The sequence below is a fragment of the Nonomuraea sp. NPDC049625 genome (assembly GCF_040675285.1).
GTDB classification, from domain to species: Bacteria; Actinomycetota; Actinomycetes; order Streptosporangiales; family Streptosporangiaceae; genus Nonomuraea; species Nonomuraea angiospora_A.
This window is the reverse complement of record NZ_JBFAOQ010000003.1, coordinates 196616-211052: the sequence shown is the minus strand read 5'-3', so window position 1 is coordinate 211052 and position 14437 is coordinate 196616. Positions and strand designations below refer to the sequence as shown.

Below are 14437 nucleotides of genomic sequence, written 5' to 3'. Positions count from 1 at the left end.
CATATTCTGGTCGCCCGACCCTACGAGAGCGCCGCGCACCCGGTCAACCCGGCGCCGTGCGGTCAGCCCAGCGCCTGCATGAACGGCAGGAACTGGCAGGCGCGCTCGCCCGGCAGGTTGCCGCCGTGCACCATCCTCGCGGTCCGCCACGGGTGGCCCATGCCGTGCGCGACCGCCCACGCGACCAGGCCGTCCATCGCCTCGTCCAGGTCCATGCGCACCTCGCCGCCCACGTCCAGCGCCAGGTCCGCGATCAGCGCCCGCGCGGTCTCCTCGTCCCGCGCCACGACCGGGCCGATCACGGTGTTGTCGTCGTTGCGCCAGCAGTGGCCGAAGCCGCCGTCCGCGATCCGTACCCGCTCGCCGAAGCCGAACATCCGCCGCAGCAGCGCCGACCTGTCCGTCCCGAACAGCTCCGCGTCCAGCTTCACGATCTCGTCCAGGTCGGCCTCCGTGGCCGGGCGGGTCCGGACCGACGGCTCGCCCGCGAACACGCCCGTGTGCTTGACGACCCCGCCGACGGCCCGGAACCCCATCTGCTCGTACAGGGGGCGGCCGTTGTCGGTGGCGAAGAGGGAGACCGTACGGCTGCCGGCCCGCTCCATCACGTGCTCCATGAGCCGGCGGGCCAGCCCCTGCCTGGCGTACCTGGACGCGGTGAGGACCATGCTGATCACGGCGTGGTCGTCGCCGTAGCAGGTCAGGACGTTCGTGGCGGCCAGGCCGTCGCCGTCGGGGGCGTCGATGCCGTACACCTCGCCGACCTCGAGCAGGAGGCCCCACTTGTGGCGCTCGGGGGGCCAGTCGCGATCCTTGGCCAGGCGGGTGCAGTCGTCGAGGTCCTCGTGGGTGAGGCGGCGGATGGCCATGGTTGCACCCTAGGGGACGATGGCACGATGGCACGATTGGATTACGTCGCTGCGGTCGATGTCGGCGGTACCACCTTCAAAGGCGGATTTGTCGCCCGGGACGGGACAATTCTGCATTTCGAGCGACGTGCGACGCCTCGCGGCGCCGACCAGGTGATCGCGGCCATCTCCGCCTTCGTCGCCGACCTCGCGCGGCCCCGCGCCGGGCGCCGCCCGCTCGCCGTGGGGCTGGCGGTGCCGGGGCTGGTCACGCCCACCCACGCCGTCTACTCCGCGGCCTTCGGGTGGCGGGACGTGCCCGTCTCGTCGTTCGCGGACGTGGACCTGCCGGTGGCGCTCGGGCACGACGTCCGCTCGGCCGGGGAGGCCGAGCTGGCCTTCGGGACGGGCGGGGACGACGTCCTGTTCCTCCCCATCGGTACGGGCATCGCGGGCGCGGTCGTCCTGTCGGGCTCGCTGTACGGGGGAGCCGGGGGCTTCGCCGGGCAGATCGGTCACATCCCGGTCCGGCCCGACGGTCTGGCGTGCGGGTGCGGGCAGCGCGGGTGCCTGGCCGCGTACGCGTCGGGCGGGGCCATCGCGGCACGCTACGGATCGGGCACCTCCGCGGACGTGGTGCGCCTGGCCGCCGAGGGGGACGAGCGGGCGGCGGAGGTGTGGTCGTCGGCCGTGGACACGCTCGCCCTGGCGCTGGCCACGTACACCCTGGTGCTCGACCCGGCGCGCATCGTCATCGGGGGCGGGGTCTCGCTGGCGGGGGACGCGCTGCTGGTGCCGCTGCGGGAGCGGCTGGCGGGGCGGCTCGCCTTCCGGCGGGCGCCGGAGGTGGTGGCGTCGTCCCTCGGCGTACGTGCCGGGCTCCTCGGGGCGGGGCTGCTGGGCTGGCGATCAATCTCGTAGGTGCGGAGGTATGTCCACCTCCTTCGCCCGCAGCTCCTCGCCCAACGCCTTCGCCTGCGGGTCCATCCTGGGACTCGCGGCCACGCCCCTGCCGAGGAGGCCGTGGATGACGAAGTTGAGCGCCTTGATGTTGGGGAGCTCGTAGCGGTCGACGCGGTGCGGGGCGAGGGCTGGGAGGAGGCGTTGGAGGGTGTCGGGGGTGAGGTGGGCGGCCAGCCAGTCGTACCGTTCCTGGGTGTCGGCCCAGACGCCCAGGTTCGCGTTCCCGCCCTTGTCCCCGGACCGCGCCCCGGCGATCCACCCCAACGGCACCCGCACCTGAGCCCCGACCACCGACGCCTGCCCGGCTGTCTGGGGCCCGACCGCGGACGCCTGCCCCGCGCCTGAGGGCCCAAGCCCCTGCCCGCCGCTCCCGGCCCTTTGCCCGTCGTTTCCGGTGGCGCTCTCGGCCCCTTGGCCACCGTTCGTGGGCGCCGGGCCGCGTGGTGCCGCGTCCCGCCGACCCGGCGCTGAGAAGAGGGCCGGTGCGGGGTGCGCGGTGGCGGCTTCGGCTGCGTCGCCCGCTTCGCTCGCCGTCTCCGCCGCGCCTGGAGGCCGGAGCCCCTGACCGCCGCTCCCGGTCGCGGGCCCGGCTCCTGGTATGTCGGGGGCGGTGGGAGGGAGCTCGTTGCCGTTGATGAAGATCCGGGGGCGGACCTCCGAGGCGGGGACGAGGACGGGCCAGTAGACCCCGTACGGCGTGGCGTTTCCCGGTGGGGTGAGGGCGTAGAAGCCCGGGTAGCTGGCGAGCCCCGTCTCCACCACGGCGGAGGAGAACGCGCGTCCCGCCCGGCGTTCGTCGGCGTCCATGACGGTGATCCGCAGCAGGCCCGAGTCCGTCAGCTCCACGTCCACCCGGTCGAACGAGTCCCGGGGGACGCGGGCCCAGAGGGCGTCCTGGGCGGCCCGGGCCTTGGCCTCCACGTCCAGGCCCGTCAGCACCAGGGTCATCGTGTTGCGATAGCCCGCCAGGTAGTTGACGGCCACCTTGAGGGTGCCGGGTGGCGGCTCACCCCGGACACCCGAGATCAGGACGCGGTCGGGCCCGTCGTCCGTGAGCGTGATCGTGTCGAAGCGGGCCACCACGTCAGGCCCCAGGTAGCGCGGGCCCCCGAGCTCGTACACGAGCTGCGCCGTGACCGTGCCGACCGAGACCAGCCCGCCGGTGCCGGGGTGCTTGGTGATCACGGCGGAGCCGTCCGCGTTCAGCTCGGCGATGGGGAAGCCGCAGTGCGCCAGGTCCGGTACGTCCTGGAAGAACGCGTAGTTCCCGCCGGTCGCCTGGCAGCCGCACTCGATGACGTGTCCCGCCACCACCGAGCCCGCCAGCTGGTCCAGGTCGCCCGGCCCCCACCCGTACCGCCAGATGCCGGGGCCGGTCACCAGGGCGGCGTCCGTCACGCGGCCGGTCACCACCACGTCCGCGCCCGACGCGAGGGCGGTGGCGATGGGGCGGCCGCCGAGATAGGCGTTCGCGGTCAGGGGGGTCGCGGTGAGGGGTTCGCCGGTGTCGGCGTTGGTCAGGTCCAGGGGGCGGCCGGTGAGGTCGTCGCCCGTGATGTGGGCGATCGTGGGGGACAGGCCGAGGCGGGTGGCCAGGTCGTGTACGGCCTCCGCGCAGCCGGCCGGGTCCAGGCCGCCGGCGTTCGTCACGATTTTGATGGATTTATCGAGACAAGGGCCCAGGACGTCCTCCATCTGCTGGAGGAACGTCGGCGCGTACCCGGGGCGGCCCTTGAGGCGGTTCCCGGCGAGGATGAGCATGGTCAGCTCGGCCAGCCAGTCGCCGGTGAGCACGTCGATCGGCCCGCCCTCGACCATCTCCCTGGCGGCCGAGAGGCGGTCGCCGTAGAAGCCGCTGCAGTTCGCGATCCGCAGCGTCATCGGGCGGCCCACCTGGGCGGCCGCTTCTCCCTGAACGCCGCGATGCCCTCCTGCCCCTCCTCCGAGGTGAAGCGCTCGGCCGACAGCTCGGTCATCCGCCGCAGCCCCTCCTCGAACGACAGCGCGGGCACCTCCCGCACCATCCGCTTCGCGATGGCCAGTGCCTCGGGGCCGCCCTTGATCAGCAGATCGGTGTAGTGCGCGACCGTCGCGTCCAGTTCGTCCTCCGGGACGGCCCGCGAGAGCAGCCCGATCTCCGCCGCCCGGGCCGCGTCGAACACCTCGCCGGTCAGGAAGTACTCGGCCGCCGCCCGGGGCTCGACCCGGCGCAGCACCGGCACCGAGATCATGGCGGGCACGACGCCGAGCCGTACCTCGGAGAAGGCGAAGGACGCCGTCACCGGCGCGATCGCGAAGTCGCACGCCGCCACCAGGCCCAGGCCGCCCGCCCGCGCCGTGCCGTTCAGCCGGCAGATGACCGGCTTCGGGCTCTCCCAGATCAGCGTGAGGACGTCGGGGAACGACGCCGTCACCGCCGCGCCCGAGGCCTTCTGCTCCTTGAGGTCGGCGCCCGAGCAGAACACGTTCCCGGTGCCGGTCAGCACGATCACCCTGGCCTCCGGCTCGGCCAGCGCCCAGTGGAGCCGGTCGGACAGGTCGGCGAGGAGCCGTACGGACAGGGCGTTGCGGTTGGGCGGCGAGTCCAGCGTGACGGTCGCGACGCCCGCCGCCAGGTCCTTGTGCACCAGGCTCGTCATGCAGTCTCCTCCTGGATGATCGCCAGCACCGCGCCCGCTTCAACCTGCCGGCCCTTTTCGACGTGTACGTCCGACACCACGCCGTCGGACGGCGCCGCGATCCGATGCTCCATCTTCATCGCCTCGAGCACCAGCACCGGCTGCCCCTTCGTCACCCGGTCGCCGGGCTCCACCTCGACCCGGAGCACGCTGCCCGGCATGGGGGCCAGCAGGGAGCCGGGCGCGACGTGCTCGACCGGCTCGGGGAGGCGGGGGAGCGGGGTCAGCTCGGCGCACCCGCCGACGTGGTCGACGTAGACCTTGCCGTCCTCGTCGTAGCGGGCCACCTCGAAGGTGTGCCGGACGCCGTCGCGTTCCAGGATCACCTCGTACGGCTCCGCGCTGATCACGGTGACGCCCTGGGGGAGCGGGTCGTAGACGACCTCGGCCTCCTCGAAGCGGGCCCGGCGGGGCTGGGAGCGCACGTTGCGCCAGCCGCTCGGGAGGCCCGCCAGCACCGTCGCCCGGCGGCGGTTCTCGGCGGCCATGGCGAGCGCGGCGGCCAGCACCGGGAGCTCGCCGGGCCCGTCCGGGGAGCTGCCGTCGAGAGGGCCGCCGGGGGCGAGGAAGCCGGTGTGGGTGTCACCCGCCCCGAAGGCCGAATTTGTCAGGATTTTTACCAGTAAATCGCGATTTGTCACGACCCCGTGGAGCTTCGCCCGCCGGAGCGCCGTGACCAGCTTCCGCACCGCCTCCGCTCGTACCCGCCCGTACCCGATCACCTTCGCCAGCATCGGGTCGTAGTACGGCGAGATCACCGACCCGGACTCCACCCCCGAATCCACTCGCACCTCCCCGGAGACCTCGAACCGCCGCAACACCCCGCTCTGCGGCAGATAATCCCCGTCCTCCGCATAAAGCCGCACCTCCACGGCATGCCCGGCAGGCTCGGGCGGCGTCGCGGGCAGGGCGGCTCCCTCGGCCACCTCGAGCTGCAGCCGCACCAGATCGACCCCGTAGACCAGCTCAGTGACCGGATGCTCGACCTGGAGCCGGGTGTTCATCTCCAGGAACGCCACCCGATCCCCCTTGACCAGGAACTCCACGGTCCCGGCCCCGACATAGCCGATCTTCCGCGCGGCCCTGACCGTCGCCTCGCACAGCCGCTCCCGCAGCTCGGCCGAGATCCCCGGCGACGGGCACTCCTCGACGACCTTCTGGTGCCGCCGCTGCACGCTGCACTCGCGCTCGCCCAGCGTCCACACCGTGCCGTGCCGGTCGGCCAGCACCTGCACCTCGACGTGCCGGGCGTTCTCCAGCAGCGGCTCCACGAACACGGTCCCGTCGCCGAACGCCGACGCCGACTCCCGCCGCGCCGACTCGACCTCCCGCGCCAGCTCCCCGGCCTCGCGGACGATCCGCATGCCGCGCCCGCCCCCACCGGCGGACGCCTTGACCAGGACCGGGAACTCCCCGGGCGCCTCCGGGTCGAGCGAGGGGAGCACGGGCACGCCCGCCTCCGCCATCAGCCGCTTGGCCTCGACCTTGGACCCCATGGCCGCGATGGCCTCGGGTGGCGGCCCGGCCCACACCAGCCCGGCGTCCAGCACGGCCCGCGCGAACTCCGCGTTCTCGGACAGGAAGCCGTATCCGGGATGCACGGCGTCCGCACCGGAGGCGCGGCAGGCATCCAGGATGCGGCCGATGTTCAGGTACGTGTCGGACGGGCGGGCGCCCGGCAGCCGTACGGCCAGGTCGGCCTCGGCCACGTGCGGCGCGTCCGCGTCGGGGTCGGAGAAGACGGCGACCGTCGAGATGCCGAGCGACCCGCAGGTGCGGAAGACGCGGCGGGCGATCTCGCCCCGGTTCGCGACGAGCAGGCGGGTGATCATGGCCGGAACACCCCGAATCCCGCCGGTTCGGGCACCGGCGCGCTGTTGACGGCCGACAGGCACAGGCCCAGGACGGTACGGGTGTCGCGCGGGTCGATGACCCCGTCGTCGTACAGGCGGCCAGACAGGAAGAACGGCAGCGACTCCGCCTCGATCTGGGCCTCCACCATCGCGCGCATCGCCGCGTCGGCCTCCTCGTCGTACACCTGCCCTCTGGCCTGCGCGGACGCGCGGCCCACGATGGACAGCACCCCGGCGAGCTGCGCCGGGCCCATCACCGCCGACTTGGCGCTCGGCCAGCTGAACAGGAAGCGGGGGTCGTACGCGCGCCCGCACATGCCGTAGTTGCCCGCCCCGTACGAGGCGCCCATGACGACGGTGAGATGGGGGACGGTCGAGTTGGACACCGCGTTGATCATCATGGCGCCGTGCTTGATGATGCCGCCCTGCTCGTAGTCCTTGCCGACCATGTAACCGGTCGTGTTCTGGAGGAACAGGAGCGGAGTGCGCGACTGGTTCGCGAGCTGGATGAACTGGGTGGCCTTCTGCGACTCCTCGCTGAACAGCACGCCGCGCGCGTTCGCCAGCACGCCCACCGGGTAGCCGTGGACGCGCGCCCAGCCGGTCACGAGGGAGGCGCCGTACAGCGGCTTGAACTCCTCGAACTCGCTCCCGTCCACCACGCGCGCGATCACCTCGCGGGGGTCGAACGGCACCTTCAGGTCCTCGGGGACGATCCCCAGCAGCTCCTCGGCCGGATATCCGGGCTCCCGCGCCGCCTGCGGGCTCATGCCCTGCTTGCGCCAGTTGAGGGAACGGACGATCCGCCGCCCGATCCGCAGTGCGTCGTGCTCGTCCTGGGCCAGGTAGTCGGCGAGGCCGCTGGTCCTGGCGTGCATCTCGGCCCCGCCCAGGGACTCGTCGTCCGACTCCTCCCCGGTGGCCATCTTCACGAGGGGCGGGCCGCCCAGGAACACTTTCGCTCGTTCCCGCACCATCACCACGTAGTCGCTCATGCCGGGCACGTACGCGCCGCCTGCCGTGGAGTTCCCGAACACCAGCGCGATGGTCGGAACGCCCGCCGCCGACAACCGGGTCAGGTCACGAAATATCTGGCCACCCGGGATGAAGATCTCCTTCTGCGTCGGCAGGTCCGCGCCGCCGCTCTCGACCAGGTTCACGTACGGGAGCCTGTTGCGCAGCGCGATGTCGGCCGCCCGGAGGGACTTCTTCAGCGTCCACGGGTTCGACGCGCCGCCGCGGACCGTGGGGTCGTTCGCGGTGATCACGCACTCGACGCCCTCGATCACCCCGATCCCCGACACCATTCCGGCCCCGACCGGGAACTCGCTGCCCCAGGCGGCCAGCGGCGACAGCTCCAGGAAGGGCGAGTCCGGGTCGATCAGCAGCTCGATCCGCTCCCTGGCCAGGAGCTTGCCGCGCCTGCGGTGCCGTTCGACGTACTTCTCGCCGCCCCCGGCCACCGCCTTGGCGTGCTCGGCGTCGAGCTCGCCCAGCTTGGCGAGCATGGCCTCGCGACGCCCGCGATAGTCGTCGCCCTCGGTGTCGAGCCTGCTCCTGATCACGCGCCTTCCTCCCGCCAACCTGACGTTCCCGTCAACCCGATGGCCCTGGCCCACAACCGCGTCAGGTGATCGACCGCCACCTGCTCGTCGGCCCGCTCCCCGAGATCCAGCCACACGTGGGCGAAGTGCTCCACCATCCCGCCCAGCATGACGGCGGTCAGCCGCGGATCCAGCTCCGGATCGGCCAGCCCCTGCTCCTGCAGCCGCTTCAGCCCCTCCGCGCCCCGCCGCACGAACACCTCCCGCAGCTCGAGCAGCAACCGCCCGAACCTCTCCTCGGACGTGGCCGCCTGCTCCACCATCCGCACCAGCCGCGAGTTCGCCGCCCAGGCCCGCAGGTAGAGCCGGTTGGCGGCCTCGATCCGGGCGTACGGATCGTCCGGGTCCGCCGCCGCGCCGACCAGGCTGGCCGCGAACATCTCCCCGACCACGGCCGCCGCGACCTCGCCGAACAGCGCTTCCTTGGAGTCGAAGTAGGTGTAGAACGTGCCATGGGACACCCGGGCCCGCCCACAGACGTCGTCGATCCGCACGGCGTCGTACCCGTGCTCCTCGAACGCCTCCCGCCCAGCCTGCAGCAGCGCGGCCCGCGTCCGCCTGCCCCTGGACGTCGGCACCGAAGACCTGACGATCACGTCAACTACGCTAACGCAAAAAGGGCCCCGTACAAGGGGCCCTTTTCAGCGGATGTCGTCGTCAGGTCAGGTGCAGTGGCTCCAGCCGGACTTCCACGTCTGGCCGCCCCACGAACCGCCCCAGATCACGCACTTCTGCTTTCCGGGCAGACGGATCGGGCCGGCGTACGCGGTGAAGTTGCCCGGGTTGCTGGCGCTGGAGCCACCCTTCACCTGGAGGATGGCGTTCATCTGCGCCTTCTCCGGGTACAGCATGCGCGACATCGTGACCACGCAGTTCTTGCCCGCACCGGAGTTGTACAGAAGATAGACGGTGGCGTTGCCGGTCGCGATGGAGCGCGAGTCGATGACCTTGTAGCCGGAGCCGCACACTGACGCCGCGTTGTACGGGTTCGGCTTGCGCGGACCATAGGTCTTGGTCGGCTTGCTGCTGGGACGGGTCGGGACCGTCGTGCCGGTGCCCGGCTGGTCCGTCGATTCGCCGAGCGGCGGCTCCACCACGGGGTCGACCATGTCGGAAGACTTCTTCTTCGTCTTGGTCTCGGACGGCTTGGGCGTGGGCTGTGGCCGCTTCGTCGTGGTCTGGGGCTGGGGTGCCTGGGTGACCGGGTTCGGGACCTCGGCGATGGGTTCCGGCTGCTTGGTGTGCTTGGCCTTCTTGCTCTCCGTCGGATCGATGCTCAGGGTGGGCACCGACACCGAGGTGTCCGTGGGCAGCGGCACCGGGGTCTGGTCGCCGGGCGGCGGGTCGACGGGCTGGCCGCCGCCGGAGCCGTCGCCGCTGGTCTTGTTGGAGGAGTTGCCGACGGCCACCACCGGGACTTCCTTGGTGTTGGCCTGCACCACCACGGCGCCGACGACCACGAGGAGGGCGGCGGCCGCGGCTCCGGACAGGGCGAGCGTCAGTGTGCGGCGCTGCTTCGCGGGCGCGCTGTCACCGGGGCCCGACGGGCCTCCGGGACGGGTGGGACCGCCCTGCGCTCCGGGCCTGCCCGGTCCGCCTGGTGTTCCCCCCTGGAAGGGCGACTGGCCCTGAGGCGTGCCGGGGCCGTGCGGCGGCATCCCGGACGCGACAGCACCGTGCTGCGCTGCCGCACCGTGCTGCGGTGGCATTCCGGGTGCGCCCGCACCCTGCGGGCCGCCCTGAGGCGCTTGAGGGCCGCCCTGAGGCGTCTGCGGGCCGTTGCCGGGCATTCCGGGGTGGGAGCCGACCGGCCCGGCGGGCATACCCGGCTGGGAACCGGCGGGCATCCCGGGCTGCGGCGCACCGGGGGTCCCCGGGCCACCGGGCGTTCCGGGCATACCAGGTGTCCCCGGCTGTGGGCCGCCCTGGGGCTGGTTGCCCGGCATGGGGGACGCGGCCTGGGCGGCGGCCGCGGCGGGGCGGCCGTACGCGCCCGTCTGCGGGACGGGCGGGACGGGGCCGGTGGGCTGGGTCCAGGGGCCCGGGTAGACGTCCTGGCCCTTCGCCGCAGGGGCGCCACCCTCCACGCCGGCACCGGCCGCGGCGGCGGCGCCGCCGATCAGCTGCTGGCCCGTCACCGGCTCGATGGCGGACTTCGGGGCCGGCTGGCCGGTGAGGCGGACGATGAGCTCGTCAGCGCTGGGCCGCTGCGCGGGGTCCTTCGAGAGGCAGAGGCCGACCAGCTCCCCGAGCATGCCCTCCATCCGCCCGAGCTCCGGCTCCTCGTTGAGGATCCGGTTCATCACCACGGGAATGGAGTCGGCGCCGAAGGCGGGCTTGCCCGTCGCCGCGAACACCATCGTGACGCCCCAGGCGAACACGTCGGCCGCCTCCGACACCGCCGCCCCGCTGAGCTGCTCGGGCGCCAGGTACGAGGGCGTGCCCATGGCCATCCCCGTGGCCGTCGCGCCGGGCGAGTCCAGGGCGCGGGCGATGCCGAAGTCGATCACGACGGGACCCTCGGGCCCCATCAGGACGTTGGCGGGCTTGAAGTCGCGGTGCAGGATGCCGGCGCGGTGGATGGCCGCGAGAGCCGTGGCCGTGCTGATCGCGAGCCGTTCGAGCGCCGCACCCCGCCGCGGCCCCTCGTTGATGACCATCTCACGCAGCGACGGCCCCGGGACGTACTCGCTCACGATGTACGGACGGCTGCCATCCAGGTCGGCGTGGAGCACTGGAGCGGTGCAGAACCTGGCCACCCGCTGTGCCACCGCCACCTCGCGCAGGAACCTCGTCCTGGCGTCGGCGTCGGCCACCAGGGCGTTGTGCAGCAGCTTGACCGCTACCTGCTCCCCGGAATCGCTCTTACCCAGATAGACAACGCCCTGGCCGCCCTCGCCGAGCCGGGCGACGATTTCATACGCCCCCAGCCGCCGCGGGTCGTCCGCCGCCAACGGCTGGAACTGATTCACGTCGGACCCCCATTACAACCCATTAGATGGGGCAAAACGCTACCAGCGTGATGGTTGGGACGTCTGCCGGACCTGTCAGAAGTTTCATGTTTTGACGAAGGAAGTCAGGCCGCTGTAAGCCCTTCGTCGCAGGTCGGACGGGCTTCCGGCCCCAATGTCACGGCTTGGTCAAGGTGCCCACAGTCCGAGATTCTCCAGGCCAGAGCTAGATCGCCTTGCCCGGGTTGAGGATCCCCAGGGGGTCGAAGACCGCCTTGATGCCCTGCTGGACCTCGGTGACCACCGGCCCCGACTCCAGGTCGAGCCAGCGCCGCTTCAGCAGGCCCACCCCGTGCTCACCGGTCAGCGTGCCCCCGAGCTCCAGCGCGCGCGTGAACACCTCGTCCGCCGCCGCCCACACCTCCGCCGGCGGCTCGGGCATGCCGCGGTCGAAGATGAAGACCGGGTGCAGGTTCCCGTCGCCGGCGTGCGCGACCGTGAGGATCTTCACCCCGTGCCGCGCGGACGTCTCCTCGATGGCGGTGATCATGTCCGGCAGCAGGGACCGGGGCACGCACACGTCCTCCACCAGGCACGCCCCGAGCCGCTCCTTGGCCTGGTAGTCCAGCCGGCGCAGCTTGATCAGCTCCTCGGCCTCCTGTGGGCTGGAGGACACGGCCACGAAGGAGGCGCCGTTCTCCAGGCACAGCCGCTCCATGCGCTCGACCATGGCCTGGCTGTCGGTGGCGTCGGACTGGCCGATCAGCGTGGCCTGCGTGTCCGCTTCGAGCCCGATGTTGAGCCAGTCGTCGAGGGCCTCCAGCGAGGCGCGGTCGATCAGCTCCATGAGGGACGGCTGGCAGCCCGCCGCCATGATCGCCGACACCGCCGCGCCCGCGTCCCGGAGCGAGCCGAACTCCGCCGCGAACGTGGCCGGCGGCGCCGTGGGCGCCCGCTTGAGCCGGACCGTGGCCGCGGTGATGACGCCGAGCGTGCCCTCGGAGCCGACGAACAGGCCGGTCAGGTCGTAGCCCGTGACGCCCTTCATCGTGCGCCGGCCGGTGCCGATCACGCGGCCGTCGGCCAGCACCACCTCGAGCCCGAGCGCCGAGTCCCTGGTCACGCCGTACTTCACGCACCGCAGCCCGCCCGCGTTCGTGGCCAGGTTGCCGCCGATCGTGGAGATCTCGTACGACGAGGGGTCCGGCGCGTACATGAGCCCGTGCTCCCTGGCGGCCCTGTCCAGGTCGGCGGTGATGACGCCGGGCTCGACGACGGCGATCTCGTCGGCGGGGGAGAGCTCCCTGATCGCGTTCATCCTGGCCAGCGAGAGCACGATCGAGCCGTCACCGGCGACGGCGGCCCCCGCCAGGCCCGAGCCGCCGCCCCGCGGCACCACGGGCACCCGGTGCTCGGTGGCCCACCTCAACGTCGTGACCACGTCGTCACGCGAGGCGGCCAGCACCACGCCGAGCGGCTTGCCCGGCGCCACGAACGTCCGGTCACGGGCGTAGGAGTCGATCACATCCGGGTCGGTCAGGACGCGACCTTCGGGCAGAGAGCTCACCAACGCATCAATCGGCTTCACACCATGCACTTTAGGTGGAAACCACTCGGCCGGAGGGTCCGGCCGGACACGCTCCGCCTCCCGGTTTGCGCAGGTCGTTACTTAAGGCCAAACTGCCCAGGTGGAAGTCAGGTGCCCGGTGTGTTCGGAGACCGACCAGGTCGCCGCGGTCCCCGGAGCGGTGGCCTCCGGGACCACGTACAAGATCGGCAGAGTGCGGCTGCCCGGCGTGCGCGAGGTCGCCGACCTGCCCACGGCGGCGGCGCTGGGCGCCTCGAAACACGTCATGAGCCGTACGCAGCTCGCGGTCTGGCTGTCGTTCCCCAGCCGCCACTACACCCCGTGGGCCAGGAACCAGGGCTATCTCCTGCTCCTCGTGGCGGCCCTGGTGCACCTGGTCGTGTCGCTGGTCATCGCCATGGGCCAGGACCCCAAGTGGGGCGAGGTGCTGCTCGCCCCGTTCTGCCTGACCGGCCTGTTCTGGGGGCTCGGGCTGCTGAACGTGCTCGGCTCGTACGGCGCCAGGAAGCGCGACACCCTCGAGGCCCCGGCCAGGGAGAAGGCCCTGGCCGTGTGGGAGGGCCTCTATTACTGCGCGCGCGACAACGTCGTGTTCGAGCCGGGGGTCGGCGTCTCGTTCCATCCGAGCGAGACGCGCGAGTACATCTTCGGCTTCAGGAACGGCCGCTAGCTCAGCCCAGCTCCTCCGCCACCGCGCGGGCGCAGACGGCCAGGCCCTCGATGGCCTGCTCCAGCTCGTCCAGCCCGGGGAAGGTCGGGGCGATCCGGATCGTGCGGTCGGCGGCGTCCTTGCCGTACGGGTGCGTCGCGCCCGCGGGCGTCAGCGCGATGCCCGCGGCCTTGGCCCTGGCCACCACCTCGGCGGCGTGCGGCACCTCCAGGCTGATGAAGTAGCCGCCCGCGGGGCTCGTCCAGGTGCCGAGGTCGCCCAGCCGCTCGGTCAGCACCTTGTCGACCAGCTCGAACTTCGGCCCGATCAGCTCCGCGTGCCGCCGCATGTGCGCGGCCACGCCCGCCGGGTCGCCCAGGAACTCGACGTGGCGGAGCTGGTTGAGCTTGTCGGGGCCGATGGACTGCTTGCCCGTGTTGTGCAGGAACCACTCGACGTTCGCGGGCGAGGAGCCGAAGAAGGACACGCCGGAGCCCGCCAGCGTCACCTTGGAGGTGGAGGCGTAGACGAACACGCGGTCGGCGTTGCCGTGCTCGGCGGCCAGAGTCAGCAGGTCGGCCAGCTCGTCCGGGGTGTCGGTGAGGTGGTGCACCGCGTACGCGTTGTCCCAGAAGATCCGGAAGTCGGGCGCGGCGACCGGCATGGCGGCCAGCCTGCGGACCGTCTCGTCGCTGTAGGTGACGCCGGACGGGTTGCTGTACTTCGGCACGCACCAGATGCCCTTGACGCTCGCGTCGGCGGCCACCAGGCGCTCGACCACGTCCATGTCGGGGCCCTCGGCGTTCATCGGGACGGGCACCATCTTGATCCCGAACCGCTCGGTGATCGTGAAGTGCCGGTCGTATCCGGGGACCGGGCACAGGAACGTGACCTCCGGCTCCTCCACCCACCGCCGCGCGGCGCCCGGCACCCTGGTCAGCAGCGCGTGCACGATCGTGTCGTGCATCAGGGCCAGGCTGGAGTTGCCGCCGACGACGAGCTGGCCGGCGGGCACCTGGACCAGCGGCGCGAACAGCTCGCGCAGCTCGGTCAGGCCCTGCAGGTTGCCGTAGTTGCGGCCGTCGGTGCCGTCGGCCGCCCGGTAGGACGTGGGCAGCTTGAGCAGGTCGTTGGAGAGATCGAGCTGGCGCGGCGACGGCTTGCCCCTGGTGAGGTCGAGCGAGAGCCCTCGCTGGACGAGGGCGGCGTAGTCAGCCTGAGCAGTCACGGGATCTTCTCCTCCGAAGTCGGGTCCGGCTACGAAGGATAGAAGACCTCACCCGGTGAGCCCGCGGATATCCGC

Annotated in this window: 11 protein-coding genes; 2 read left to right on the top strand and 9 right to left on the bottom strand. The window is 72.1% G+C overall.

Going from position 1 to position 14437, the window contains the following annotated elements; all coding sequences use genetic code 11:
- Nucleotides 1–62 precede the first annotated feature (62 nt).
- A complete protein-coding gene (locus tag AB0J87_RS14490; protein WP_363965399.1) occupies nucleotides 63–869 on the bottom strand; it encodes a GNAT family N-acetyltransferase in 807 nt (268 codons plus the stop codon).
- A 27-nt stretch (nucleotides 870–896) separates the two neighbouring features.
- On the opposite strand from AB0J87_RS14490, the gene AB0J87_RS14485 reads away from it, so the two are divergent.
- The gene (locus AB0J87_RS14485) at nucleotides 897–1769 is read left to right on the top strand and encodes an ROK family protein (RefSeq protein WP_363965397.1); all 873 of its coding nucleotides are present in this window, start codon (nucleotides 897–899) and stop codon (nucleotides 1767–1769) included.
- On the opposite strand, the gene AB0J87_RS14480 is transcribed toward AB0J87_RS14485, so the two are convergent.
- From AB0J87_RS14480 to AB0J87_RS14450, 7 genes are all read right to left on the bottom strand, one after another.
- The gene (locus AB0J87_RS14480; RefSeq protein ID WP_363965395.1) at nucleotides 1758–3692 is read right to left on the bottom strand and encodes an acyclic terpene utilization AtuA family protein; all 1935 of its coding nucleotides are present in this window, start codon (nucleotides 3690–3692) and stop codon (nucleotides 1758–1760) included. The two genes, AB0J87_RS14485 and AB0J87_RS14480, sit on opposite strands and share 12 nt — an antisense overlap.
- Complete coding sequence (locus AB0J87_RS14475; protein ID WP_363965393.1) at nucleotides 3689–4450, bottom strand: enoyl-CoA hydratase-related protein; 762 nt, start codon at nucleotides 4448–4450, stop codon at nucleotides 3689–3691. The genes AB0J87_RS14480 and AB0J87_RS14475 overlap by 4 nt, the downstream gene beginning before the upstream one ends.
- Nucleotides 4447–6321, bottom strand: coding sequence for a biotin carboxylase N-terminal domain-containing protein (locus tag AB0J87_RS14470; protein WP_363965391.1), 1875 nt, complete (start codon nucleotides 6319–6321; stop codon nucleotides 4447–4449). Before AB0J87_RS14470 ends, AB0J87_RS14475 begins: the two co-directional genes overlap by 4 nt.
- Nucleotides 6318–7850, bottom strand: a complete 1533-nt coding sequence (locus tag AB0J87_RS14465; RefSeq protein WP_363966590.1) for a carboxyl transferase domain-containing protein — start codon at nucleotides 7848–7850, stop codon at nucleotides 6318–6320. Before AB0J87_RS14465 ends, AB0J87_RS14470 begins: the two co-directional genes overlap by 4 nt.
- Before the next feature lie 53 nt (nucleotides 7851–7903).
- Nucleotides 7904–8542, bottom strand: coding sequence for a TetR/AcrR family transcriptional regulator (locus tag AB0J87_RS14460; protein WP_363965389.1), 639 nt, complete (start codon nucleotides 8540–8542; stop codon nucleotides 7904–7906).
- 66 nt (nucleotides 8543–8608) lie between these two features.
- On the bottom strand, nucleotides 8609–10918 hold the full coding sequence (locus tag AB0J87_RS14455; RefSeq protein WP_363965387.1) for a protein kinase: 2310 nt from the start codon (nucleotides 10916–10918) through the stop codon (nucleotides 8609–8611).
- A 205-nt stretch (nucleotides 10919–11123) separates the two neighbouring features.
- Entirely contained in the window at nucleotides 11124–12485 is a 1362-nt protein-coding gene (locus AB0J87_RS14450) for an FAD-linked oxidase C-terminal domain-containing protein (protein ID WP_363965385.1), read from the bottom strand.
- Nucleotides 12486–12585: 100 nt separating this feature from the next.
- On the opposite strand from AB0J87_RS14450, the gene AB0J87_RS14445 reads away from it, so the two are divergent.
- Nucleotides 12586–13155 carry a hypothetical protein gene (locus AB0J87_RS14445; protein ID WP_350722230.1) on the top strand — a complete coding sequence of 190 codons (570 nt, stop codon included), beginning with the start codon at nucleotides 12586–12588 and terminating at the stop codon, nucleotides 13153–13155.
- A 1-nt stretch (nucleotide 13156) separates the two neighbouring features.
- Here the strand turns inward: AB0J87_RS14445 and AB0J87_RS14440 are convergent, their stop codons facing one another.
- Entirely contained in the window at nucleotides 13157–14362 is a 1206-nt protein-coding gene (locus AB0J87_RS14440) for an aminotransferase class I/II-fold pyridoxal phosphate-dependent enzyme (RefSeq protein WP_363965383.1), read from the bottom strand.
- Between the last annotated feature and the right edge of the window lie 75 nt (nucleotides 14363–14437).

Bases quoted from the DNA above. Each gene is read 5' to 3' on its own strand.
- AB0J87_RS14490 (WP_363965399.1), bottom strand. From the start codon at position 869: ATGGCCATCCGCCGCCTCACCCACGAGGACCTCGACGACTGCACCCGC.
- AB0J87_RS14485 (WP_363965397.1), top strand. From the start codon at position 897: ATGGCACGATTGGATTACGTCGCTGCGGTCGATGTCGGCGGTACCACC.
- AB0J87_RS14480 (WP_363965395.1), bottom strand. From the start codon at position 3,692: ATGACGCTGCGGATCGCGAACTGCAGCGGCTTCTACGGCGACCGCCTC.
- AB0J87_RS14475 (WP_363965393.1), bottom strand. From the start codon at position 4,450: ATGACGAGCCTGGTGCACAAGGACCTGGCGGCGGGCGTCGCGACCGTC.
- AB0J87_RS14470 (WP_363965391.1), bottom strand. From the start codon at position 6,321: ATGATCACCCGCCTGCTCGTCGCGAACCGGGGCGAGATCGCCCGCCGC.
- AB0J87_RS14465 (WP_363966590.1), bottom strand. From the start codon at position 7,850: ATGCTCGCCAAGCTGGGCGAGCTCGACGCCGAGCACGCCAAGGCGGTG.